This window comes from Rhodococcus sp. JCM 9793 (assembly GCF_055380405.1).
Window position 1 is genome coordinate 28274 of record NZ_AP043720.1, and the last position, 19507, is coordinate 47780.

Annotated in this window: 26 protein-coding genes and 1 pseudogene; 9 read left to right on the forward strand and 18 right to left on the reverse strand. The window is 67.7% G+C overall.

The window, feature by feature from the left end; all coding sequences use genetic code 11:
- Positions 1 to 63: 63 nt before the first annotated feature.
- The 13 genes from ACZ46K_RS01900 to ACZ46K_RS01960 all read right to left on the reverse strand — a co-directional run bounded on the left by ACZ46K_RS01900 (position 64) and on the right by ACZ46K_RS01960 (position 8294).
- Positions 64 to 1191 (reverse strand): hypothetical protein, encoded by a 1128-nt coding sequence (locus ACZ46K_RS01900; protein WP_464743546.1) that lies wholly within the window; start codon positions 1189 to 1191, stop codon positions 64 to 66.
- A complete protein-coding gene (locus tag ACZ46K_RS01905; RefSeq protein WP_464743548.1) occupies positions 1184 to 1999 on the reverse strand; it encodes an N-formylglutamate amidohydrolase in 816 nt (271 codons plus the stop codon). Before ACZ46K_RS01905 ends, ACZ46K_RS01900 begins: the two co-directional genes overlap by 8 nt.
- 119 nt (positions 2000 to 2118) lie before the next feature.
- A complete protein-coding gene (locus tag ACZ46K_RS01910) occupies positions 2119 to 2559 on the reverse strand; it encodes a helix-turn-helix domain-containing protein (protein WP_464743550.1) in 441 nt (146 codons plus the stop codon).
- A 104-nt stretch (positions 2560 to 2663) separates the two neighbouring features.
- Positions 2664 to 2885 carry a hypothetical protein gene (locus tag ACZ46K_RS01915; RefSeq protein WP_464743552.1) on the reverse strand — a complete coding sequence of 74 codons (222 nt, stop codon included), beginning with the start codon at positions 2883 to 2885 and terminating at the stop codon, positions 2664 to 2666.
- Between the two features lie 98 nt (positions 2886 to 2983).
- Positions 2984 to 3463: a hypothetical protein gene (locus ACZ46K_RS01920; RefSeq protein WP_464743554.1), complete on the reverse strand. Its 480-nt coding sequence runs from the start codon at positions 3461 to 3463 to the stop codon at positions 2984 to 2986.
- A 47-nt stretch (positions 3464 to 3510) separates the two neighbouring features.
- Entirely contained in the window at positions 3511 to 3720 is a 210-nt protein-coding gene (locus ACZ46K_RS01925; RefSeq protein ID WP_054807974.1) for a hypothetical protein, read from the reverse strand.
- 246 nt (positions 3721 to 3966) lie between these two features.
- Positions 3967 to 4884 carry a hypothetical protein gene (locus ACZ46K_RS01930; protein WP_054807975.1) on the reverse strand — a complete coding sequence of 306 codons (918 nt, stop codon included), beginning with the start codon at positions 4882 to 4884 and terminating at the stop codon, positions 3967 to 3969.
- 14 nt (positions 4885 to 4898) lie between these two features.
- On the reverse strand, positions 4899 to 5528 hold the full coding sequence (locus tag ACZ46K_RS01935) for a 3'-5' exonuclease (protein ID WP_464743556.1): 630 nt from the start codon (positions 5526 to 5528) through the stop codon (positions 4899 to 4901).
- 41 nt (positions 5529 to 5569) lie between these two features.
- Complete coding sequence (locus ACZ46K_RS01940; RefSeq protein ID WP_054807947.1) at positions 5570 to 5860, reverse strand: hypothetical protein; 291 nt, start codon at positions 5858 to 5860, stop codon at positions 5570 to 5572.
- Positions 5861 to 5884: 24 nt separating this feature from the next.
- The gene (locus ACZ46K_RS01945) at positions 5885 to 6193 is read right to left on the reverse strand and encodes a hypothetical protein (protein ID WP_464743559.1); all 309 of its coding nucleotides are present in this window, start codon (positions 6191 to 6193) and stop codon (positions 5885 to 5887) included.
- Positions 6194 to 6202: 9 nt separating this feature from the next.
- A complete protein-coding gene (locus tag ACZ46K_RS01950) occupies positions 6203 to 6430 on the reverse strand; it encodes a hypothetical protein (RefSeq protein WP_054807945.1) in 228 nt (75 codons plus the stop codon).
- Positions 6431 to 6606: 176 nt separating this feature from the next.
- The gene (locus ACZ46K_RS01955) at positions 6607 to 7662 is read right to left on the reverse strand and encodes a DUF3560 domain-containing protein (protein WP_464743561.1); all 1056 of its coding nucleotides are present in this window, start codon (positions 7660 to 7662) and stop codon (positions 6607 to 6609) included.
- Between the two features lie 56 nt (positions 7663 to 7718).
- Positions 7719 to 8294 carry a hypothetical protein gene (locus ACZ46K_RS01960; protein WP_330137270.1) on the reverse strand — a complete coding sequence of 192 codons (576 nt, stop codon included), beginning with the start codon at positions 8292 to 8294 and terminating at the stop codon, positions 7719 to 7721.
- A 189-nt stretch (positions 8295 to 8483) separates the two neighbouring features.
- Here ACZ46K_RS01960 and ACZ46K_RS01965 point away from each other — a divergent pair, with 189 nt between their 5' ends.
- Both ACZ46K_RS01965 and ACZ46K_RS01970 read left to right on the forward strand, forming a co-directional pair.
- Positions 8484 to 8753, forward strand: a complete 270-nt coding sequence (locus ACZ46K_RS01965) for a hypothetical protein (protein WP_054807252.1) — start codon at positions 8484 to 8486, stop codon at positions 8751 to 8753.
- Positions 8750 to 9037: pseudogene (locus ACZ46K_RS01970) on the forward strand (acyl-CoA thioesterase domain-containing protein); the annotation flags it as partial. The gene ACZ46K_RS01965 and the pseudogene ACZ46K_RS01970, both read left to right, overlap by 4 nt.
- A 297-nt stretch (positions 9038 to 9334) precedes the next feature.
- Here ACZ46K_RS01970 and arsA read toward each other — a convergent pair.
- Genes arsA through ACZ46K_RS01985 form a run of 3 tightly spaced genes read right to left on the reverse strand, consistent with a single transcriptional unit; the run spans position 9335 to position 12041 of the window.
- Positions 9335 to 11128, reverse strand: a complete 1794-nt coding sequence (arsA, locus tag ACZ46K_RS01975; protein ID WP_464743564.1) for an arsenical pump-driving ATPase — start codon at positions 11126 to 11128, stop codon at positions 9335 to 9337.
- Between the two features lie 56 nt (positions 11129 to 11184).
- Positions 11185 to 11580 carry an arsenite efflux transporter metallochaperone ArsD gene (arsD, locus tag ACZ46K_RS01980; protein ID WP_054807250.1) on the reverse strand — a complete coding sequence of 132 codons (396 nt, stop codon included), beginning with the start codon at positions 11578 to 11580 and terminating at the stop codon, positions 11185 to 11187.
- Positions 11581 to 11618: 38 nt separating this feature from the next.
- On the reverse strand, positions 11619 to 12041 hold the full coding sequence (locus ACZ46K_RS01985) for an arsenate-mycothiol transferase ArsC (protein ID WP_464743566.1): 423 nt from the start codon (positions 12039 to 12041) through the stop codon (positions 11619 to 11621).
- 63 nt (positions 12042 to 12104) lie between these two features.
- Between ACZ46K_RS01985 and ACZ46K_RS01990 the strand changes: the two genes are divergently transcribed.
- The 4 genes from ACZ46K_RS01990 to ACZ46K_RS02005 are packed head-to-tail and all read left to right on the forward strand — an operon-like array spanning position 12105 to position 14720.
- Positions 12105 to 12506: an ArsR/SmtB family transcription factor gene (locus tag ACZ46K_RS01990; protein WP_054719241.1), complete on the forward strand. Its 402-nt coding sequence runs from the start codon at positions 12105 to 12107 to the stop codon at positions 12504 to 12506.
- A gap of 35 nt (positions 12507 to 12541) precedes the next feature.
- Positions 12542 to 13582, forward strand: coding sequence for an ACR3 family arsenite efflux transporter (gene arsB / locus ACZ46K_RS01995; protein WP_330137280.1), 1041 nt, complete (start codon positions 12542 to 12544; stop codon positions 13580 to 13582).
- Positions 13583 to 13607: 25 nt separating this feature from the next.
- Entirely contained in the window at positions 13608 to 14258 is a 651-nt protein-coding gene (locus tag ACZ46K_RS02000; protein ID WP_054807253.1) for an arsenate reductase ArsC, read from the forward strand.
- Between the two features lie 27 nt (positions 14259 to 14285).
- Positions 14286 to 14720 (forward strand): arsenate reductase ArsC, encoded by a 435-nt coding sequence (locus ACZ46K_RS02005; protein ID WP_330137273.1) that lies wholly within the window; start codon positions 14286 to 14288, stop codon positions 14718 to 14720.
- A gap of 132 nt (positions 14721 to 14852) precedes the next feature.
- Here the strand turns inward: ACZ46K_RS02005 and ACZ46K_RS02010 are convergent, their stop codons facing one another.
- On the reverse strand, positions 14853 to 15998 hold the full coding sequence (locus ACZ46K_RS02010; RefSeq protein ID WP_054810380.1) for an ATP-binding protein: 1146 nt from the start codon (positions 15996 to 15998) through the stop codon (positions 14853 to 14855).
- Positions 15995 to 16702 (reverse strand): winged helix-turn-helix domain-containing protein, encoded by a 708-nt coding sequence (locus ACZ46K_RS02015; protein WP_054807803.1) that lies wholly within the window; start codon positions 16700 to 16702, stop codon positions 15995 to 15997. The genes ACZ46K_RS02010 and ACZ46K_RS02015 overlap by 4 nt, the downstream gene beginning before the upstream one ends.
- A gap of 215 nt (positions 16703 to 16917) precedes the next feature.
- Between ACZ46K_RS02015 and ACZ46K_RS02020 the strand changes: the two genes are divergently transcribed.
- The 3 genes from ACZ46K_RS02020 (at position 16918) to ACZ46K_RS02030 (ending at position 19464) form a co-directional block, all read left to right on the forward strand.
- Positions 16918 to 17199, forward strand: a complete 282-nt coding sequence (locus ACZ46K_RS02020; protein ID WP_054807804.1) for an SHOCT domain-containing protein — start codon at positions 16918 to 16920, stop codon at positions 17197 to 17199.
- On the forward strand, positions 17192 to 18721 hold the full coding sequence (locus ACZ46K_RS02025; RefSeq protein ID WP_464743569.1) for a multicopper oxidase family protein: 1530 nt from the start codon (positions 17192 to 17194) through the stop codon (positions 18719 to 18721). The genes ACZ46K_RS02020 and ACZ46K_RS02025 overlap by 8 nt, the downstream gene beginning before the upstream one ends.
- A 77-nt stretch (positions 18722 to 18798) precedes the next feature.
- Positions 18799 to 19464: a DUF305 domain-containing protein gene (locus tag ACZ46K_RS02030; RefSeq protein WP_054807709.1), complete on the forward strand. Its 666-nt coding sequence runs from the start codon at positions 18799 to 18801 to the stop codon at positions 19462 to 19464.
- The last annotated feature ends 43 nt before the right edge of the window (positions 19465 to 19507 follow it).

Here is a 19507-nt window from a genome sequence, read left to right on the forward strand (position 1 = left end):
GTCCCCGCGCCCGAATCATCGGGTGCGGGGACGGATTCGAGCCACAGCACGCGGCAAGGGTCGTCAGTGCGGCCGGTACTGCTGGGCGCGGGCGATGCCGTCGTCGTAGTCGTCGACGTACTCCCCCACTCCGGGCGTGTACTTGCCACCGACACGGTCCGGGTCATACGCCATGAACACCACATCGGGGCGGCCGTCGTTGAAGGTGCGGAAGGTGTCGTAGTCCCAGCCGTCGGGGGCGTACTCGTCGTTCCACTTCAGCCGCGCGACCGGAACGAAACCGGCGTCGGCATAGAACTTGGGCAAGACCGTGTCGAAGCAGTCGAGACGACGACCACCGAGCGCGGTCGCGTGACGCAGCATGGCACGGGAAGCTCGGGGGTGTGCGCAGTCCTTGTGCGCGAATGCGGAGACGACCTCGTCGCCTTTGAGGGCAACACCGGCCTTGCCGTCGTCGGTGACCAGCAGCCGCATGGTCCGGTATTCGTCCTCGTCGTAGACGTAGACCGACGCGGCGTGCGGGTTCTTGCGGGTCAGCTCGAGCATCTGTTCGCGGTAGATCCCGGAATCGGCCGGTGCCAGCTCATGCAGCGGCGGCGCGGACAGGCCACGGGCCTCGAGTCCTGCTCGGGTGGAGTCCGGCAGGGTGTGCGTGGCCACGGGGGTGATCTGCTGGCCGTTGATCAGAAGCCGAGCGCTTCGGCCTCCTGGATCTCCGGGTCGCTCCAGTAGTCCTCGATCTTCTTGCGCTGGTCCTCCGGTAGGTCCGGGCTCCACCCGAACGTCCTCCAGAACGCTTCCCGGCGCTGTTGTGTCATCGGCTCGTCGTACATGGTCGATCCCTTCCTCATGGTCATTGTCCGCGGCGGACCGCGCGCGGCGCAGGGCGGCAGTTTGCTCGGCTCTGAGCCTCTCAGCGTCCCGTAGACGCGCGGTCAGCGCGTCCCGGTCACTCAGATCGCCGGATGCCTCGATCGCCGCGCGCAGCTCGTCCTGCCCGCCCGGGGTGGAGTCGTAGAGCGCGAGGGTCTGCGCGTGGTCGGCCTCGGCGGCGGCGAGGCGACGTTGCAACCGCGCATGTGTCGGGTTCTCGGCCAGCCGCGTGCGCGCAACCGCGACGCGCGCGGCGACCTGATCGAGGCGGGCACGCATGTGCGGGGTGCAGCGCGGGCCCGGTTTGGGTTTACACATCGGCGGCCACCTGCGCGGTGACCTGGTCGATGAGGGTGGCGAGGGCGCGGCCGATCCGCTCCACCCGCTCGGGGTGTGGGGTGCGCGGGTCGGTGAGGTAAACATCGCGCCGCAGCTCGATCATCACCGAGGTCACGCGTTCGTCGCGGCCGTAGTGGCGCAGCGGCACGTAACACCCCGAATACGGCGTGTTCTCGCCGATCTCGTCGAACTCGGGCAGGGACGCGAATGCGCCACGGGTCGCCTCGGCCAGCCATTCGGGGGTGTGGACCGGGTCGGTGCCGATGCACAGTGCGGGGCGGGCGGCGGCGGGGTCCTCGAACCCGGACGGTGTCTCGGGGTAGGAGTGCAGGTCGATGATCACCGCGCGCCCGCACACGCGCAGCCGCTCCTCGACCGCTTTGGTGACGGCGTCGGCGTAGGGACGGAAATAGCCGTCGATGAGGTGCTCGGCGTGCGGGTACGGCTCGGGTCGTAGCGGCGTGCCGGTGCAGGTGCGGGTGTAGACGGCGCCCCGGCCGACGGCGTTGGCCGGTTCCCCGGCGTCGGGGAACCGTTCGGGGTCGATCACCAGGCGCGAGAGTGTGTTGACCACGGTCGTGGGCCTCAGGTGGGTGTGGCGCAGTGCTGCTGCTGCGATCTCGTCGGTGGCGGTGTCGGTCGATTCGTCGAGTTCGGCGGCCAGTTCGGTATCGGTGAGCAGCAGGTCCGCGCGCACCTCGGGTGGGATGATGCGGGAGGCGTGCGGGACGTGGATGAGTACCGGCGACCGGTCGTCTCCGGGTGTGATGAGTGCAGTGCTGGGCACTGGGTTCCCCCTTCTCGGGTGTCGAGGTGGTGACCTCGCGGCGGGCCGGGGCACGACGGTGCACCCGGGGACGCGAATTGTCCTCGAGGTGGGGGCGATTCACCAAGCAGGTGGGGTGGTCAGGCGCTGCGCTGTTTGCGGGCGCGCACAGAGGATTCGCGCACGATCCAGGTGCTGCCGACGCGGATCGCGGGCAGCGAGCCGGTGGTGATCGCCTTGAGGACGCCCTGGCGGCTGATACCGAGCTGGTCGGCGGCTTCCTGGACCGAGACCAGCGGCGGGACGTCGATCGCGTCGACGAGCCGGTCGTAGTCGCTGGTCGGCAGCACGCGCAGTGAGCGCAGCGGCCAGGGGTAGGTCTCGAGGATGGCCAGGGCGGTGGTGGTGGCCTGCCGGAGCGTCTCGGCCGGGAGGGTGAAGACGACTTCGGTGTGGCCGAGTTCGGAGCGGCCGGCGGATCCGCTGTAGTCGGCGATGGGGTCGAGCAGCTGCTCGGCGGTGTGTTCGTCGAAGCTGACGTCGATCTCGGCTACGACGTTGTACGACTGTGCGGTCGTCATGGCGCTAAAGTCCTTCCTGTGCTGGTTGTGGGGCTGTCGGGTGCGGTGGTGGACAATGGGGATCGGGCCGGGGGTGCTAGGTACACCCCCGGCCCTCGCCGGTGTCAGCGGCGCGGTGGCCACTCGAACCCTGCGCGCCTCAGCGGCGCGAGGGAGTTACGGAAGGCGCGCGAATCGCTCGCGGTACCCGAGAACGTGCTGATCAGCATGTTGTCCTTGTAGACCATCGGGTGGCCGCTCTTCGCTCGGCGAATCACGAATCCTGCCTCCTCGAGTGCCTTGAGCACTTTGCGGGTGTCCTTGTCGATCCCCTTGAACCGGTCCAATACTTCCACCTCCGTTGTTGCTTGACAACTTGACCATACATGTCTAGTTGTCGTTTGACAACTCCTGAGGTGTCCGAGTCGATGACCAGCACATCCCGCTACAACACGAAGTTGTGCACCGCCACACGGGCCGGGACCCCCTCGGCGCCGCCGAAACCCCACGACCGGACCGCCTCACGCACCCGCATAGGCACCTCTGCGTCGCGCCCGCTCGCGGCGTACCACGCCTCGGGGTCGAGCACGTACAGGCCCAGGTCCGCGCGGTGCGCGACCGGGTGCAGGTACCAGGTGGTTCCCTGCGGGGTGCCCAGCCAGCCGGTGGCGAACACCGTCCGCGTGCGGCCACCCGGTTCGATGGTGGTCACTTCGGTGGCCCAGTCGACCGAGACCAGCGCGTAGAGCGGTACGCCGATCACCCCGGTCTCCGAGACCGAGGTCTGCGCGCCGCGCAGCGGCTGCACCAGCGCGCCGCGCTGCGGATGCCGCGGGAAGGCGTGGAGGTAGCCGACGACGAGCGCGGCGGTCCCGTCGACCTCGGCGGCGACACCGGTGGGCAGTGCGGTGAGGGATGCAGTCATGGGCGACCTCCTGTACTGGGGGTGGGGTTTCGAGTTCGGGGAATGAATCAGGCGGCGGCGAGTACGCCGCGCGCGGCGCTCACTTCGATGTCGAGGGTGTCCACGTGCCGGGTGACGGTGCCGTCGGCCAGGCGCACATCAGCGACCCTGCCGCCGAAGAAGTCGGTGCGGTATTCGAGAATCTCGGCGATCTCGGCGCGTACCGGCGTTCCGGTGATGGTGACGGTGACGTGTTCTGCAACAGCGGTATTCGACATTCGATGCTCCTTTGTTCGATGTTTTCGACAGACGCAACCATACAAAATGTCATTGTAATGTTGCAACCCCTGAGCGGTGTCTATTTCCTGACGCCATGAAAGAAGACTCCGACCCCGATACGGAAGATGGCACGCCCCCGATTCCGGGACGTGCCATCGGCACTGCTCACAGCCACTTTCAGCGCACCAAGACGTGGATTCACCTTCGCGCTGCGTAGCTCACGCGGGACGTGCCATTTATTCAGGTCAGAATTTGTTTCTCGGTAACTCGTCGTACGCATCGAGCACGCCGGTCACCTGGTCGGTGACACCACCGAGCGCCGGTTCGATGGCCGCGACTTCAGCTGCGGCAGCGGACAGTCGCCCGATCTGCTCAGCATCTCGCTGCGCACGCAACTCGCGGGCCTTTTCGAGCTCGACGCGGCGCGCGGGCGCGGCCAGCTCCCGATCGAACGCCTCGACCCGATCTGCCAGGGCCGCGAGCCGGTCGGCCCCCTCCTCCACATGCACGACACACGTCTGAAGCGCGGCACGGGCGCGCTCGACCTGCGTGTCCTGCTCGAGGCGTGCCGGGACCGTGCCCAACTCGTCGCGCAACCTGATCGCGCTGTGCAGGTGCCGGGCCAGATCCCACAGCGCCGCATCGAGATCGAAATCGGCCAGCCAGCGTTCGCGGTAGGCCACCGATCCGCGGATCGTCTCCGCAGCGGCCAGCGCGCGGGTCATCGACTCCTTGATGCTCTTCGGTCCGTACACCATCTCTGTGACGGTCAACACCCCACTGACGCAGGCTCTGTGCCGCGCGCCGCGGATGAGACCGGCACCGGCCAGGTAGGAGCCCATACCGCCGAAGAAGGTCAGCCCCGCGGTGGACAGCACCGCATTCTCGGCCTGCTCTCCGGTGAACAACTCCCCCACAAACGCCACGGAACCGGCGGGATCAGCGACCAGGCCGGTGACGGCCAGCAGAGATCCGACAGTCATCGCGCCGATCCCGACCAGCGACAACGGCGTGCCGAGCACACGCGCGACGTACAGAGACCTCAGGTTCGTCCCGGGCTCCACCAACACGATGCCGCTGGCCTCCCGCATTCGTTCGGCGAAGCTCTTGCGACGCCGGGTGGCCCGCACGACGATCGCGTCCTCGGCGTCGGTCGGTGTCATGTCCTCCCCTCGAGTCATTCCCTACCTCGATTCTCGACGAGGAGCGCAGTGGGTATCCGGTCCTCGTGCCGGGCGTGTTCGTGCCGGTCCTCGAGTGCGGCGAGTCCGGCCGTGTCGGGCAGCCCCGCGGCGAGCAACTGCACCAGCGCGCGGGTCGCCTGGACGTCGGCGAGCGCGCGGTGACCGCCACCGAGCCGCAGACGCCCCTCTGCCCCGAGCCCGAGTGCTTCACAGCGCCGCGCCATCACGCACTGCCAACGAGCCTCCTCGGCGAGATGGCCGGGATCGATACCTGCCCGGTGACAGTCATGCAGGAGCCGGCCACGATCGAACTGGGCGTTGTAACCCAACACCAGACGTCCAGAGGTGGCCGCTTCGAGCTGCGCGAACACCTCCGGCCAGCGCGGCGCGCCATCGAGGTCGGCGGCGGCAATGCCGTGCACCGCATGCGCGTCGGGTTCGATCTGCACCGGGCCGCAGTCGACGAGGGTGTCGAGCAGGACCGCGCCGCTCGCGGCGTCGATGACCGCGACCTCGAGGATCGATCCGGCCAGCCCTGACGACTCGACATCGAGGATGCAGGCCGCCCCGTCGACGAGCATCGCGGCGGCCCACTCACGCGGGGACAGCATCTGCAACGACATGATTCCTCCTCGGCTTTCGATCATGGTGGACGGCTCCGACATCAGCGCGAGGGACGCGAATCGTCCACGGCGGCGAGGCGGTAGCCGCGGCCACCGGTGGTGGTGTGCAGGCTGTCGATGTTGATCGACACGACCCGGCCGGGTTCGGTGACCTGCCCGGTGTCGGTGTCGTGGGAGCGGATGACGGTGCACACCGCGCGGGCACCGAGGTGGCCGGCGCCGGTGAATCCGTCGACGCGCAGCGTCCGGCGGGTGGTCCGGCGCGGGTCGTCGGTCCAGAGCTGCCCGAGGTGGATCCGGTCGCCGTGGCGGTTGGTGAGGGTCTCGGTCATGGATGTCCCTTCAGTGGTCGCAGGTCAGAGCTTCTTGTAGATCCACGTGCCCGTACGGCTGATCCGGGCACGGCGGAGGATGTTCGCGGCGCCGGGCAGCTCTGCGGCGCTGGCGGCGATCTCGAATCCGACGTGCCGGTACAACCCCAAGGCGTCACGTTCACGGTCGTCGACGAACCCGAACCACACCTCGACACCGTCAGTGGCGCGGTGCTGCTGCTCGGCGGCGGCCAGGAGCGCGGGCATAGCCGCGGCCACGACGGCGGGGCGTGGCGGCCAGGTGCTCGAGAAGCCTGGTTTCCCTGAGCAGACGCGCCGCACCGTCCCGGTCACCGAGGGAGGTCACCGCGCCGTACGCGAAGCGAGGGGTGGGAGTTGATCGCGGCGACGGCGGGCGTGCGGACCACGGATGTGCAGGGCCACAGCCTCGATCTGTTCGCACAGCTCGGCTGTTCCCATCACCTTCGCGGACACGTCACTGATGTGGGCGGCGAAGAACTGGCCCACCTTCCGGAGGGCGACGTCGGTACGGGCAATCTCGATCGTGGGGATCGTGGAGGACTCGGTCATGGCAGATCTCTTCCTGTCGGGGTGGGTCGATGTGCGGTGCGCACCGTACGAAACTGCTTCTCCAGGTGCGGCACCCTGAATCAGGGAAGTTCCTCCCGGGTTAGGAGAAGAGCAGGTCACGCCGCCGTGAGGCTCTCTCCCAGGCGCCCTCGGTGGGCGCCCGGGAGAAGCAGCGGTCAGGCCGCGCCGGTCTCGGCGGCGCTCCCGGCGTCGGTGCTGGCCTCGGTCTCGATGACCCGCGCGCCGTCGACGATGCGCACCACATGACCGTCGGCGGCGCGCAGCCCGCGGATCTCGCTGTAGGGGACGCGATCTGTCCACGAACCGCCGACGATCGAGCCGATGGTCACCGACTTCGCATTGACTCTCAGCACCCGGTGGTGGTGCCCGGCATAGCGGACCAGATCACCCTTGGCGATGACCTCGCGGCTGTAGGCGTTGACCGCACCGTCGGCGAGCTGCGCCGCGCGCACACCTTCCCAGTAGGCGAGCTCGTCGACAGTGTGCTCGATCTCGGCAAGCACCCGAGCGCGGTAGCTGCCGGTCGCCGGCTCGTGGGTCTCGACATACTTCTGCCCGGTCTGCGAGTTGGTGTGCAGCGTGCGGCTGTAGCCATCGCGCACGCGCTCGAGGCGCCGCAGCTCGGCGGCGAGCGTGTCGATCCGCCGCGCCACGGTCACCGGGGCATAACGCGCCTGCGTGGTCTTCGCGGCAGCATCGCCGCGACCCCGCGCCGCGGCGGCCTCACGCTCGGAGGCAACGGCCTTACCGAGCGTGCTCCAGGACTTCTCCACCGCCCGGCGATGCCGCGCCTCGCTGCTGTGACCGACCTTGATCGGTTCTCCGCCTTCGGGCAACGCGTCATGCGCTGCCTGGTCAGCGGCCCAGGCGGATTCGGCGGCACCGGCCTTGCGCTCGGCCTTGGCACCCAGAGCGTCGACGCGGCCGGCCTGACGCGCGATCTTATCGGCTTCGACCTGCGCGGTGGTGCGGTAGTCGTCGTCGATATCGACCTCGACGGTGAAGCCTGCGGCGCGCAGCGCGGCGGCGGTGGTGTTGATCTGGGCCAGCTTCGCGCGGCGGTCGCGGGACTGCGGGATGTACCAGGACCCGAGATTGCGGGACCAGCGCCAGCGATGGGCCTTGAGGATCTCGCCGGAACCGTCGCCGCGGGCGGTGCCGTCGACGAGAGTCCCGTCAGGGTGGGTGTGGGTGATGGTCAGTGCGGACATGAGCGGTCCGTCCTTTCTCGATGATGTGGTGCAGGTCAGAAGGTCGGGGTTGCGGGTCAGCGGACGAACCGCCAGGCCGAGCGCGCGGCGCGGGCCCCGGGGACTGTGCGGACCGCGAGGTTGCCCGCGGCCTTGGCGGCGCGCGTGCCGTACACGGCACTCCGGGACGGCGTGGCCGAACGCGCGGGGACGCGTTTCGCCACGGGGCGGCCGGTCGGGGCCGGAGCGGCGGTGGCGAGTTCGCGTTCCCACTGTGCGAAGTCGTCGACCGGGGCCTGGGTCCGGCCTGTGCTCGGCTTCGGCGTGTCGCCCGTGGCGGCGCGGCGCGCCTGGCGGTGCTCGCGGCCGCTGACCGGGTCGAGGTTGCGCAGCGGGGTGCGGGTGACGATGTTCTCGGCCAGGCGGGAGGACCAGGTCCGGGTCTTGTAGGCGGTCAGGAAGTGTCCTGCCAGCCACAGCGCCACACCGGCGATGAGCAGCGGGGCGCGGGTGGCGATCGAGTCACCGAGGACGATGCAGAGCAGCGAGGCGATCGTCAGCAGGGCGCCACCGATGCGGGTGATGGGGGCGCCGATCGTCCAGATGAGCAGTGCTGCCAGCGCGAGTGCCGCGATTGCGGTGATGATCGACATTCGGTTTCCCTTCCCGTGACCGCTCTTTCATTCTCAACCTTACAATACCCAATTGTATTGTTGCAACCCGGATGCCGCTCGGGATGCGCGCATGCTTTTTCACAAAGCAATTCCGGTATGTAAAGTTTCAGGGACCGAACCGCAGGCACACCACCACGGCCGTGCCCGAGACACGAAAGGCCAGTAGCGATGGCGAACCCGAACCGCCTCACTGCCCAGCAGTGCGTCGACCTGCTCAAAGAAGAAACGGGCGACGAAATCAAGCCGGTGACCTTCCACGCGTACGTCAACCGCGGCCACGCCCCCAAACCGGTCGAGAAGATCGGCAGCACCCCGTTGTGGAAGCGCAGCGAGATCGTCGAATGGGCCCGCAACCGGCCAGGACGCGGCGCGCGCACCGACCTACGTAAGCCACGCCGGCGCACCAAGACCACCGACACGCCAGGCACGACCGAATAAGGTCGGCCTTTCCTGTCGTTTTCCGAGCCTGCCGACTCGCCGGGGGTAGCAGTCCTTGGTCACGGTCACAGATCGGCGGCTACGCGACCTGTGGAACTCTCGCGCGCGCAATCGAGCGAAGCCAGCAAGCGTTCGAGTTCATGTCGGTTCGACTGACGGTGGATCTGTTCACACCGGTCCGCACCGAGCTGCTCGATACGCGAAGTGTCAGCGTTCGCAGCGGACCACGGATCGAAGTCATCGACAGCAACATCGTCCAGAACGGCGAAGTGAAGGCCCGCGCGAGCGCTCTGTTCGTTACGGTTGGTGACAAACCGCAGGGAGAACTGTGGCACTCGAACGATTCGCTCCCCGATGCGCCGGACACTGTCGACGTGGTCGCACCTCCGGTATTCAAGAGTGGTGACGGTCCGTGGAGCGGCGACTTTTCGGCGCATCAGAAACCGGGACGGAAGTCAGTGTGGCAGAACTTTCCACCACTGATCGCCAGCGAAGTCATGTCACCTTTTCAACGCGCTTCGGCCATGGCCGAAGACCACCAGTCTCGCAGGGCGCGGAAGAAGCGTTCGACGGTGGGTTTGCTACACCGTCGACGAAACGACCTGTGTCGCGGTGAGATCGCGCAGTGCCTCGACGCCGACCGGTTCGGTGCTCTGCAACGGAATCACCGCGAACCGATCGGCAAGCTCACCCCGGACCGTATCGATCTGCTCGAATTCGGCGACCGCTCGCTGCCGCAGCAGCAGCGAGGTTGGTGTTGCCGCTGCCAGAGAATTGTTGACCACCCACGCCCACGGCTCGATACCGGCGCGCCGCAAATCATCCTGCAAACCGGCCGCCTCGAGCACCGGGGTGGTCTCGGCCAGGGTCACCAGCACAATCTTGGTCTGTGCCGGGTCCTGCAGCCGCATCAGCGGTGTGGTGAAGTGCCCGCCGTTGCCCATCTGCCGGGCGATCTCCCGGTGATACGAGCCGGTCGCATCGAGCAACAGCAGAGTATGCCCGGTCGGGGCGGTATCGACGACAACGAACTTGCGGCGTGATTCGTGAATCACCTTCGAGAAGGCCTGGAACACCGCGACCTCCTCGGTGCACGGGGAGAGCAGGTCCTCGGCGAGAGTGGCGCGGCCGGCCTCATCGAGCCCGGCACCCTTGGTAGCCAGTACCCGGTCGCGGTAGGTCTCGCTCGCCTCATGAGGGTCGATGCGGGAGACCTCGAGGTGGCCGAGTTCCCCGGCGAGAGTGTCGGTCAGATGTGCGGCGGGGTCGGTGGTGGTCAGGTGCACGTCATGGCCACGGCAGGCCAGGGCCACCGCGATCGCGGCGGCAACAGTGGTCTTGCCGACCCCGCCTTTGCCCATGCACATCACCAGTCCGGGCCCGTCGGCCTCGATCGCATCGACCAGATCCGCTAACGGGGCGTCGGCGACCGCGGCAAGCCCCGGATCGGTCCCGGTGGTCATTGCCGTGGTGGTGGTGGTGTCGAACAGGGTGCTCAAAGCATCGAGACCGACCATGTTGACCGGCTTGAGCTCCACCAGATCGGTGGGCAGAGCAGCGATCGCGGCGCCGCGACCCGCCAATGCGGCCTGTTCACGCTGGTACACGGCGGTCGCGAGCGGGTCGGTGTCCTCAGCCGGGGCGGGCAGTACGCCGTTGACGACCACATGCTGTCCGGTCATGCCGATCGCGGCGAGTTCGCTGTGGGTGCGGGCGATCTCGGCGAGAGCGGCACGATTGGCGCGGGCCACGAGCACCAGGCGGGTACGTTCAGGATCCGATAAGGCCTCGACCGCGCCTGCATACATGGCTTTCTGCTTGTCGAGTCCGGCGAGCGGTCCGAGGCAGGACGCGTCGCCTTTGCCGTGGTCGAGGAATTCGGTCCAGTTGCCGGGTAGTTGTAGCAGCCGGATGGTGTGGCCGGTGGGGGCGGTGTCGAACAGCACGTGATCGAACCCGGCGACCTGGTCGTCGGGATCGGTGAGCAGAGAGGTGAATTCGTCGAACGACGCGACTTCGGTGGTGCACGAGCCGGACAACTGTTCGGTGATCGAGGCGATCTCCGCATCCGGTAGCAGTCCGCGGACGGGGCCGACGATGCGTTCGCGGTAGGCGGCAGCGGCCTGCTCGGGGTCGATCTCGAGCGCGGAGAGCCCCGGCACCGCGGGGACCTCGGTGATCGTGTTGCCGATGCTCAGACCGAAGACCTGCCCGACATTCGACGCGGGGTCGGTCGAGACGAGCAGCACCTTCTTGCCCGCCCGGGCCAGGCGCAGCGCCGACGCGCACGCGATGGAGGTCTTGCCGACCCCACCTTTACCGGTGAAGAACACGAACCGGGGCGGAGCGGTCAGGAACGTCGGATCGGCAGCCATGAAAGCGAGTACTCCTCGTCGGAAGGTATCGGCGGGCAGGATACGGATCTACATGGTCAGCAGCAGGTGGACTCGCCCGGGGTGCAGCAGGAGTCGCTGTCGTCGGCGAGCCCGAGCATCGTCACCCCGGACGGTGCTGCGGCGGGCACCTCGAGGCCGGCCCAGGTGGCGAGTTCGGTGCGAGTCGGGTAGCGGCCGGTAGCCACGGTGACATCGTCGACGAGCACGAGCGGCAAGCCCTCGGATCCGGCGAGTTCAAGGAACCTCTTGACCGTCTCGTTGTGGGCGAACGAGAGCGGATCATTGGCCAGGTTATGGCGGGTAATGGTGGCGCCCTGCTCGGTCAGCGCGGCCATGTCGGCGGTGAAGGTGACCAGGTTCTGGTCGAGGTCCTCGCCGCACACGCCAGTGTTGCAGCACAGGGCCGGTTCGAAGACTGCGATGGTACTCATAGGTGTCTGTACTCCTGGAGTGATCGAGGCGAAGAAAGCTATCGGGCGTCGGTAGCGGCAAGCAGTCGGGCGGTCAGCTCGCCGACCCGGGCGGCGATGTCGTCGCGGACCAGGCGCATCCGCTCGATGCCGTCGATGCCACGCTCGGACGGCTCATCGGTGTCCCAGTTCTCGACGCGCACCCCGGTGGGCGCGTCGACGCGGGCTTCGCCGCCGAGGGTGATCACCAGGTCGACCTCGCCGAGCAGCTGCGGATCGATCGGCTTGGGATACTCACCGTCCACGGGTGCCCCGATCTCCTCGAGGACCTGCATCGACAGAGCATTGAGGGACGAGCCGGGTACGGTGCCGGCCGAATGAACGGCGACGCGGTCGCCGGCGGCCTGGCGCGTGAGGGCGGCAGCCATCTGGGACTTGCCGCCGTTCTTCACACACACGAACAGCACCGAAGCAGCGGGCACGAGGGTGATCCTTTCCGACGAACTCGGATTGACGCTTGAATAGATACGAGTCAATATAGACGCATGTCGAATCAGATGTCGAGCGGGGCCGAGCCGTGCTGCCCGCCCCTCTCGCGTGAGCCGCTCACCTCGGATTGGGCCACCGACCTGGCCCGCATGTTCAAGGCATTGGGAGATCCGGTCCGCCTGCGCATGCTCAGCATGATCGCCAGCCACCAGGGCGGCGAGAGCTGTGTGTGCGACATCAGCCCCGCCTTCGACCTGTCGCAGCCGACCATCTCGCATCACCTCAAGGTGCTGCGCGAAGCCGGTCTACTCGACTGCGAACGCCGCGGCACTTGGGTGTACTACCGGGTGCTCCCTACTGCCCTGGAACAACTGTCCGCGGTACTCGCCACCGAATCCGGGGTCCTGCCCGCATCGGCTTGCACCCCGACCGCCGCACTCGCGGAGACTCTCTCGTGACCACCACGACCGACAACCGGTCTGTCGCCGGCAAGATGTCGGTCCTCGACCGGTTCTTGGCCGTGTGGATCGGCATCGCCATGGTCGCCGGCCTGCTGCTCGGCCGACTCATTCCCGGGCTCGGCGACGCGTTGAGCGTCATCGAGATCGACAACATCTCCCTGCCGATCGCGCTCGGTCTGTTGATCATGATGTACCCGGTGCTCGCGAAGGTGCGCTACGACCGCCTCGACACCGTCACGGGCGATCGCACGCTGCTGATCTCGTCGCTGATCCTCAACTGGGTGCTCGGCCCGGCGCTGATGTTCGCCCTCGCCTGGCTACTGCTGCCCGACCTGCCCGAATACCGCACCGGCCTGATCATCGTCGGCCTGGCCCGCTGCATCGCGATGGTCATCATCTGGAACGACCTCGCGTGCGGCGACCGCGAAGCCGCCGCCGTACTGGTCGCGATCAACTCCGTCTTCCAGGTGATCATGTTCGCCGTCCTCGGCTGGTTCTATCTGTCGATCCTGCCCGGCTGGCTCGGACTCGAACAGACCACCCTCGACGTCTCCCCGTGGCAGATCGCGAAATCGGTGCTGATCTTCCTCGGCATCCCTCTGGTCGCCGGCTTCTTGACCCGCCACTTCGGCGAGAAAGCCAAGGGCCGCCAGTGGTATGAGGACACGTTCCTGCCGAAGATCGGACCGTGGGCGCTCTACGGACTGTTGTTCACCATCGTGATCCTGTTCGCCCTGCAGGGTGAACAGATCACCTCGCGGCCGTGGGACGTCGTACGGATCGCGTTGCCGCTGCTCGCGTACTTCATCCTCATGTGGGGTGGTGGGTTCCTGTTCGGTGCTGCGGTCGGCCTCGGTTACGAGCGCACCACCACCTTGGCGTTCACTGCCGCCGGTAACAATTTCGAGCTGGCCATCGCAGTGGCGATCGGCACCTTCGGTGTCACCTCCGGTCAGGCTTTGGCCGGGGTAGTCGGTCCGCTCATCGAGGTGCCCGTCCTCGTTGCCCTGATCTACGTCTCGCTCGCCCTGCGGAAACGTTTTACCCGTTCGCCCGCCCCCGCTGTGTCGTAAGGATCGATCACGTCAGGAGATGTCGATGTCCCAGCACGCTGCCCAGCCGGAATTACTGATGCCTCAGGCTGTGCTGCACCGCAGCGCCGAACATCTCGCCGAGAAGTACGCCGGAGTGTTCTCCCCTCAAACGGTCGAGCGGATGGTCTTCGAGTCGTACGCGGCGCTGCGCCGCACCGCGAAGGTCCACACGCATCTGTCCTCGCTGGCCACCCGCTTCGCCGGTGAACGTCTCACTGCCCTGGCCCAGACCGAAGGGGCCGTGCCGAAGGATGTGCCGGAGGTGCTGTTCGTGTGCGTGCACAACAGTGGCCGCTCCCAGATGGCTGCGGCGCTGTTGGCCCATCACGGTGGCGGACGGGTACACGTTCGCTCCGCCGGATCGGCTCCTGCGTCGACGATTCACCCCGTCGTGATCGAGGCGATGGCCGAGATAGGTCTCGATCTCGGCGCCGAATACCCCAAACCACTGACCGACGATGTGGTGGCAGCCGCCGACGTCGTGGTCACCATGGGGTGCGGCGATGCGTGCGCGGTGTATCCCGGAAAGCGTTACCTCGATTGGTCGCTGGTCGACCCGGAGGACGAGTCGCTCGAGACGGTGCGCAGCATCCGCGACGATATCGACACTCGCGTGCGGGCTTTGCTGGCGGAACTCGACACCGTTCCTGCCTGAATTCTCTTCGAAAGGACGTCTGTTTTCATGACCACTGATTCCTCGACCGACCGCACACCGTCGGTGTTGTTCGTGTGTGTGCACAACGCGGGCCGTTCCCAGATGGCCGCGGGGTTCCTCACTGCGCTGGCCGGCGACCGGGTCGAGGTCCGCTCCGCGGGCTCGGCACCGGCCGAGCAGGTCAACCCGGCCGCCGTCGAAGCCATGGCCGAGGTGGGCATCGACATCTCCGCACAGAACCCGAAGATCCTCACCGTCGACGCGGTGCATGCCTCCGATGTGGTGATCACCATGGGGTGCGGCGACACCTGCCCGGTGTTTCCGGGCACGTCCTATCGGGATTGGGTGCTCGAGGATCCGGCCGGGCAAGGGGTGGAGGCGGTACGTCCGATCCGCGACGAGATCAAAGTCAAGGTGGAGGCGCTGATCGCCGAGCTCGTTCCCGACGGCGCCCCCGCCTGACAGGGGTGGGCGCCGATGACAATAAACATGACGGAGGCGTTCAGTCCCTCGAGTCGAGGGTCCGCGCTCGAAGGTCGTGAGTCCACGGATTGAGATGTGCCGGATACGGCAACACCGAAGCAGGCTCCGAGGTCAGACTGCAATGACGGGCAGTTCGATCGTAAAGCGTGCCCCACGGCCCGGCCCGTCACTGTGTGCTCGGATGCGCCCGTGGTGGGCTTCGACGAGGGCACGGGTGATGGTCAGGCCGATGCCGCTGCCGCTGTGTCGGCGGGCGCGGGCGGTGTCGGCCCGGTAGAAACGGTCGAAGAGATGCTCGAGGTGATCGGCGGCGATGCCCTCTCCGGTATCGGCCACCGCGATCTCCACCCGATCATTGTTCGCGCGCCTGCTGGTGACGGTGACGGTGCCGCCGGCCGGGGTGTGGCGCAGCGCGTTGTCGAGCAGATTACCCAACACCTGGCCGAGCCGATCGGGATCGACCATCACGATCAGGGAGTCGTCGAGCCGGCTGTGCACTACGACGCCTTTGCTCTCGTACCGTTCACGCGCCGCATCGACCGCGGCGGTGACCAGGGCGCCGGTGGTCGTGGGCACCGGCCGGATACGGGTGAGGTGTTCTTCGGCGCGCGAGACGGCGGTGATGTCCTGGGCGAGACGCCCCAGCCGGTGGGTGGCATCGCGCAGGACTTGCTGGGTGTCGTCGTCGAGGGTGCGGATGCTGTCGTCGAGGGCTTCGAGGTAGGAGTCGAGGGTCGCGATCGGGGTGCGCATCTCGTGGCCGAGGTCGGCGAGCATCCGGCGACGGGTGCTTTCGGTGGCGTCGAGACGGCGAGCGAGTTCGTTGACGGTGACGGCGAGCTCGTCGAATTCGCGGCCCAACCCAGGACTGTGCACGCGGGTGTCGTAGTGGCCGCCGGCGATCCGGGCGGTCGAGACGGTCACCGCCGTCAACGAACGTTGCACACGGCGGGTGATATACCAGCTCACCGCCAACGCCAGCAGCACCGCGAGCGCGACCGCCAGACCCCAGGCCAGGATGATCGCCCAGGCGAACGCCTCTTCGACATGGGCGGCCTGACTGGAGTTGTGGTCGATGCCGGCCTGGCCGAGGTGGTCGCGGAAGATACCCGGAGCGAGGGCGGAGGCGACGAGCCAGGCGCTGGCGGCGCAGCCGACCACCACCACGGTCAACGCGAGGAACAGTCGGGTGCCGAAACTCGACCCGGTCAGGGCTCGCCGCATCGACGACCTCGATGCGGGGGTCTGAGGGTTCATGCTCCGGTGCCCATCCGGTAGCCGACGCCGCGGACGGTGCGCACGTAACGGCCGCGGGTCGCGTCGTCGCCGAGTTTGCGGCGCAGATGACCGATGTGCACGTCGACCAGATGCGCGTCGCCGGTCCAGCTCGGCCCCCACACCGCCTCGATCAGCTGGGCGCGGGTGAGCACGACCCCGGGATCGCGTACCAGCGCGGCCAGGACGTCGAATTCGGTGCGGGTCAACGCCACCGGCCGCCCGTCGACGGTGACCTCGCGGCCGTCGACATCGAGGGTCAGGTCACCGACACGGTGCATCAGATCAGCGGCAGTGGTGGTGGTGGTGTCGGCCGGCCTCGGTGCGGCGAGGCCGGCGCGGGGGCGACGCAGCATGGCCTGGATGCGGGCCATCAGCTCGCGGGGGCTGAACGGTTTGCTCATGTAGTCATCCGCGCCGACGGACAGCCCGATGAGGGTGTCGATCTCTTCGGTGCGGGCGGTGAGCATCACCACGTACGCGTCGGAGAAGGTGCGTAGTTGCCGGCACACCTCGACCCCATCGAGTCCTGGCAGGCCGAGATCGAGGACCACCACGTCGGGGTCGACCTGCCGGGCGAGGGTGACGGCGTCGACGCCGTCACCGGTGATCGCGGTCTCGAACCCGTCGCGTTCGAGATACGAGCCGATCAGGTTCGCCAACGGTGCCTCGTCCTCGACGACCATCGCCCGCAACCCCGTCGGTGGCCGCGGCGGCGCCGCCGGGTCGCCGGCCGGGGTGGGCTGCGAGTGAGAGGAGTCCATGGCGTCCATCATCACCAGCCATTCCTGGTGTCGACGGCGCGGCGGGGCTTCTTGAGCAAATCTTCATACGACCTCCACACGAATCGGGGGGTACACGCGCCAGGCTGAAGACACGAACTTTGGGAAAGGAGGCGACCATGATGGGCTGGGCAGGTGAGCTGACCTGGACCGGATGGATCGTCATGGCCGTGTGCATGTTCGCGTTCTGGGCGGTGGTGATCTACCTGGTGGCCATGATGTTCCGCACCGACCGCGCCAACGGGCCAGCCGGCACCGCGCAGGAGACCGAACCACTGCGACTGCTCGAAGCGCGGTTCGCCCGCGGCGACATCGACTCCGACGAATTCGTGGCCCGCCGACAGGTGCTGACACAGACCACCGGCACGCCCGAATTCAGGCAGGCGCAGGGCCGTGGCTAGCGTGACCCGCCGGGCTTTCGTGCTCGGCTCGCTGCTCGCCGACACCGGAGTCCTGGCCGCCTGCTCCGGATCAGGCTCGCCGACCGGCGCCCCCGTGCAACCCTCGTCGACTCTGGTGCGCCGCGTCGAGCAGGCTCGCCGCCGCCCGGGCGGCCAGCAGGTGGTCACGGCCCGGTTGACGCCGCGCCCGGTCCAGGTGGACCTCGGCGGACGTGTCGTGTCGACCTGGGGGTACGACCAGAGTCTGCCCGGGCCGTTGCTCCGCGCCCGCGCCGGGGATCTGCTGCGGGTCGAGGTCGACAACCGGCTGCCGGTCGAGACGAGCGTGCACTGGCACGGGCTGGCGCTGAGCAACGACATGGACGGGGTACCCGGGCTGACCCAGGACCCCATCACCGCCGGTGGCCGGTTCACCTACGAGTTCACCGTCCCGGATGCGGGCACGTACTTCTACCATTCGCATTCCGGGCTGCAGCTCGACCGCGGCCTGTACGGGCCCCTGGTCATCGATGATCCGAACGAGCCCGGCGACTACGACCACGAGTGGATCGTGGTGCTCGACGACTGGCTCGACGGCACCGGCCGCACCCCCGACGACGTGGCCCGCGACCTGGGCATCGGCGCCGCCGCCACCGGTGACAGCAGCGACGGCGGGATGGGCGGGATGGACCACGGCGCCATGGACATGGACGGCATGGACATGGGTGAGGAGACGATGCTCTCCCCGCTGCTCGGCGGCGCCGGGGACGTGAGCTACCCGCATTTCCTGGTCGGCGGCCGGGTCCCGGAGGACCCGATCGTGTTCACCGCGACACCCGGGCAGCGGGCACGGATCCGGTTCATCAACGCCGGCGCCGACACCGCCTTCCGCGTCGCCCTCGGCGGGCACCGGATGACCGTCACCCACACCGACGGCTTCCCCGTCGTGCCGCAGGACACCGACGCCCTGCTGATCGGGATGGGCGAACGCGTCGATGTGCTCGTCACCCTCGGCGACGGCGTCTTTCCCCTGTTCGCGCAGGCCGAAGGCAAGACCGGGCACGGACAGGCCCTGGTGCGCACCGCCGCCGGCGCGCTGCCCGCACAGTCGCGGCCCGGCGAGCTGGACCGGCAGGTGTTGCTCGGCACCGATCTGGCGCCTCGGGAGTATGTGCGCCTGCTCGAGAGGGAGCACGATGTGTTTCACAGCGTGGACATGGGCGGGACCATGTCGCCGTACCGGTGGACTCTCAACGGCCGCGCCCACCCCGACATCCCGCCGCTGAACGTGGCCGAAGGGCAGCGGGTGCGGATGCGGATGCGGATGCGGAACATGTCGGACATGTTCCATCCGATGCACCTGCACGGACACACCTTCGCGCTCACCGACACCGGCCTGCGCAAGGACACCGTCACGATCGGGCCGATGCGCACCGTGGAGATCGAATTCGACACCGACAATCCCGGCCAGTGGGCGCTGCACTGCCACAACGCGTATCACCAGGAAGCCGGGATGATGACCACCGTGTCCTACCTGGCCTGATCCCAGCACGCCGACCGGCCGTGACTGGTCGCCGGATTCACGGTGGTCTATGACCGTTCGAGAAAGGAACATATCCCATGAACAAGAAGACTCTCGCCGTCGGCGCGATGGCGCTCGCGGTGGTGTTCGCCGCGGCGGCATGCAGCGACACCGGGACCGACACCGACACCACCGTCGCCACCTCGCCCGCCACGACCTCGGCCACCACCACCACCGCCGCAGACGAGGCCGCCGCGCACAACGACGCCGACGTGATGTTCGCGCAGATGATGCTGCCGCACCACAGTCAGGCCATCGAGATGAGCGACATTCTGCTGGACAAGCAGGACATCCCCGCGGACGTGACCGCCCTGGCCGAGCAGATCAAGGCCGCTCAAGGCCCGGAGATCGCACAGCTCGAATCCTGGCTCGCGCAGTGGGGCGAGCCCACCGAGATGCCCGAGACCGGCAACAACGACATGCCCGGCATGGACATGGACGAGGGCATGGACGGTATGGAGGGGATGCAGATGGAAGGGATGATGAGCGAGGAGGACATGCAGGCGCTGTCCGAGGCGCAGGGCGCCGACGCCGCTCGCCTGTTCCTCGAGCAGATGATCGCCCACCACGAAGGCGCAGTCGACATGGCGCAGACCGAGATCGAGGACGGACAGTTCCCCGAGGCGGTAGAGATGGCCCGCACCATCGTCGACACCCAGCAGCAGGAGATCGAGACGATGCGTGAGCTGCTGACCACCCTGTAGAGCACCCTCGCACGGTTCCTCTCGGCCCGTCCGCCATCCCAGG

What these genes read in the sequence shown, in the direction of transcription:
- ACZ46K_RS01900 (WP_464743546.1), bottom strand. Translation starts at nt 1,191, where the DNA reads ATGTGTAAACCCAAACCGGGCCCGCGCTGCACCCCGCACATGCGTGCC.
- ACZ46K_RS01910 (WP_464743550.1), bottom strand. Translation starts at nt 2,559, where the DNA reads ATGACGACCGCACAGTCGTACAACGTCGTAGCCGAGATCGACGTCAGC.
- ACZ46K_RS01920 (WP_464743554.1), bottom strand. Translation starts at nt 3,463, where the DNA reads ATGACTGCATCCCTCACCGCACTGCCCACCGGTGTCGCCGCCGAGGTC.
- ACZ46K_RS01925 (WP_054807974.1), bottom strand. Translation starts at nt 3,720, where the DNA reads ATGTCGAATACCGCTGTTGCAGAACACGTCACCGTCACCATCACCGGA.
- ACZ46K_RS01930 (WP_054807975.1), bottom strand. Translation starts at nt 4,884, where the DNA reads ATGACACCGACCGACGCCGAGGACGCGATCGTCGTGCGGGCCACCCGG.
- ACZ46K_RS01935 (WP_464743556.1), bottom strand. Translation starts at nt 5,528, where the DNA reads ATGTCGTTGCAGATGCTGTCCCCGCGTGAGTGGGCCGCCGCGATGCTC.
- ACZ46K_RS01940 (WP_054807947.1), bottom strand. Translation starts at nt 5,860, where the DNA reads ATGACCGAGACCCTCACCAACCGCCACGGCGACCGGATCCACCTCGGG.
- ACZ46K_RS01950 (WP_054807945.1), bottom strand. Translation starts at nt 6,430, where the DNA reads ATGACCGAGTCCTCCACGATCCCCACGATCGAGATTGCCCGTACCGAC.
- ACZ46K_RS01955 (WP_464743561.1), bottom strand. Translation starts at nt 7,662, where the DNA reads ATGTCCGCACTGACCATCACCCACACCCACCCTGACGGGACTCTCGTC.
- ACZ46K_RS01960 (WP_330137270.1), bottom strand. Translation starts at nt 8,294, where the DNA reads ATGTCGATCATCACCGCAATCGCGGCACTCGCGCTGGCAGCACTGCTC.
- ACZ46K_RS01965 (WP_054807252.1), top strand. Translation starts at nt 8,484, where the DNA reads ATGGCGAACCCGAACCGCCTCACTGCCCAGCAGTGCGTCGACCTGCTC.
- arsA (WP_464743564.1), bottom strand. Translation starts at nt 11,128, where the DNA reads ATGGCTGCCGATCCGACGTTCCTGACCGCTCCGCCCCGGTTCGTGTTC.
- arsD (WP_054807250.1), bottom strand. Translation starts at nt 11,580, where the DNA reads ATGAGTACCATCGCAGTCTTCGAACCGGCCCTGTGCTGCAACACTGGC.
- ACZ46K_RS01990 (WP_054719241.1), top strand. Translation starts at nt 12,105, where the DNA reads ATGTCGAATCAGATGTCGAGCGGGGCCGAGCCGTGCTGCCCGCCCCTC.
- arsB (WP_330137280.1), top strand. Translation starts at nt 12,542, where the DNA reads ATGTCGGTCCTCGACCGGTTCTTGGCCGTGTGGATCGGCATCGCCATG.
- ACZ46K_RS02000 (WP_054807253.1), top strand. Translation starts at nt 13,608, where the DNA reads ATGTCCCAGCACGCTGCCCAGCCGGAATTACTGATGCCTCAGGCTGTG.
- ACZ46K_RS02005 (WP_330137273.1), top strand. Translation starts at nt 14,286, where the DNA reads ATGACCACTGATTCCTCGACCGACCGCACACCGTCGGTGTTGTTCGTG.
- ACZ46K_RS02010 (WP_054810380.1), bottom strand. Translation starts at nt 15,998, where the DNA reads ATGAACCCTCAGACCCCCGCATCGAGGTCGTCGATGCGGCGAGCCCTG.
- ACZ46K_RS02015 (WP_054807803.1), bottom strand. Translation starts at nt 16,702, where the DNA reads ATGGTCGTCGAGGACGAGGCACCGTTGGCGAACCTGATCGGCTCGTAT.
- ACZ46K_RS02020 (WP_054807804.1), top strand. Translation starts at nt 16,918, where the DNA reads ATGATGGGCTGGGCAGGTGAGCTGACCTGGACCGGATGGATCGTCATG.
- ACZ46K_RS02030 (WP_054807709.1), top strand. Translation starts at nt 18,799, where the DNA reads ATGAACAAGAAGACTCTCGCCGTCGGCGCGATGGCGCTCGCGGTGGTG.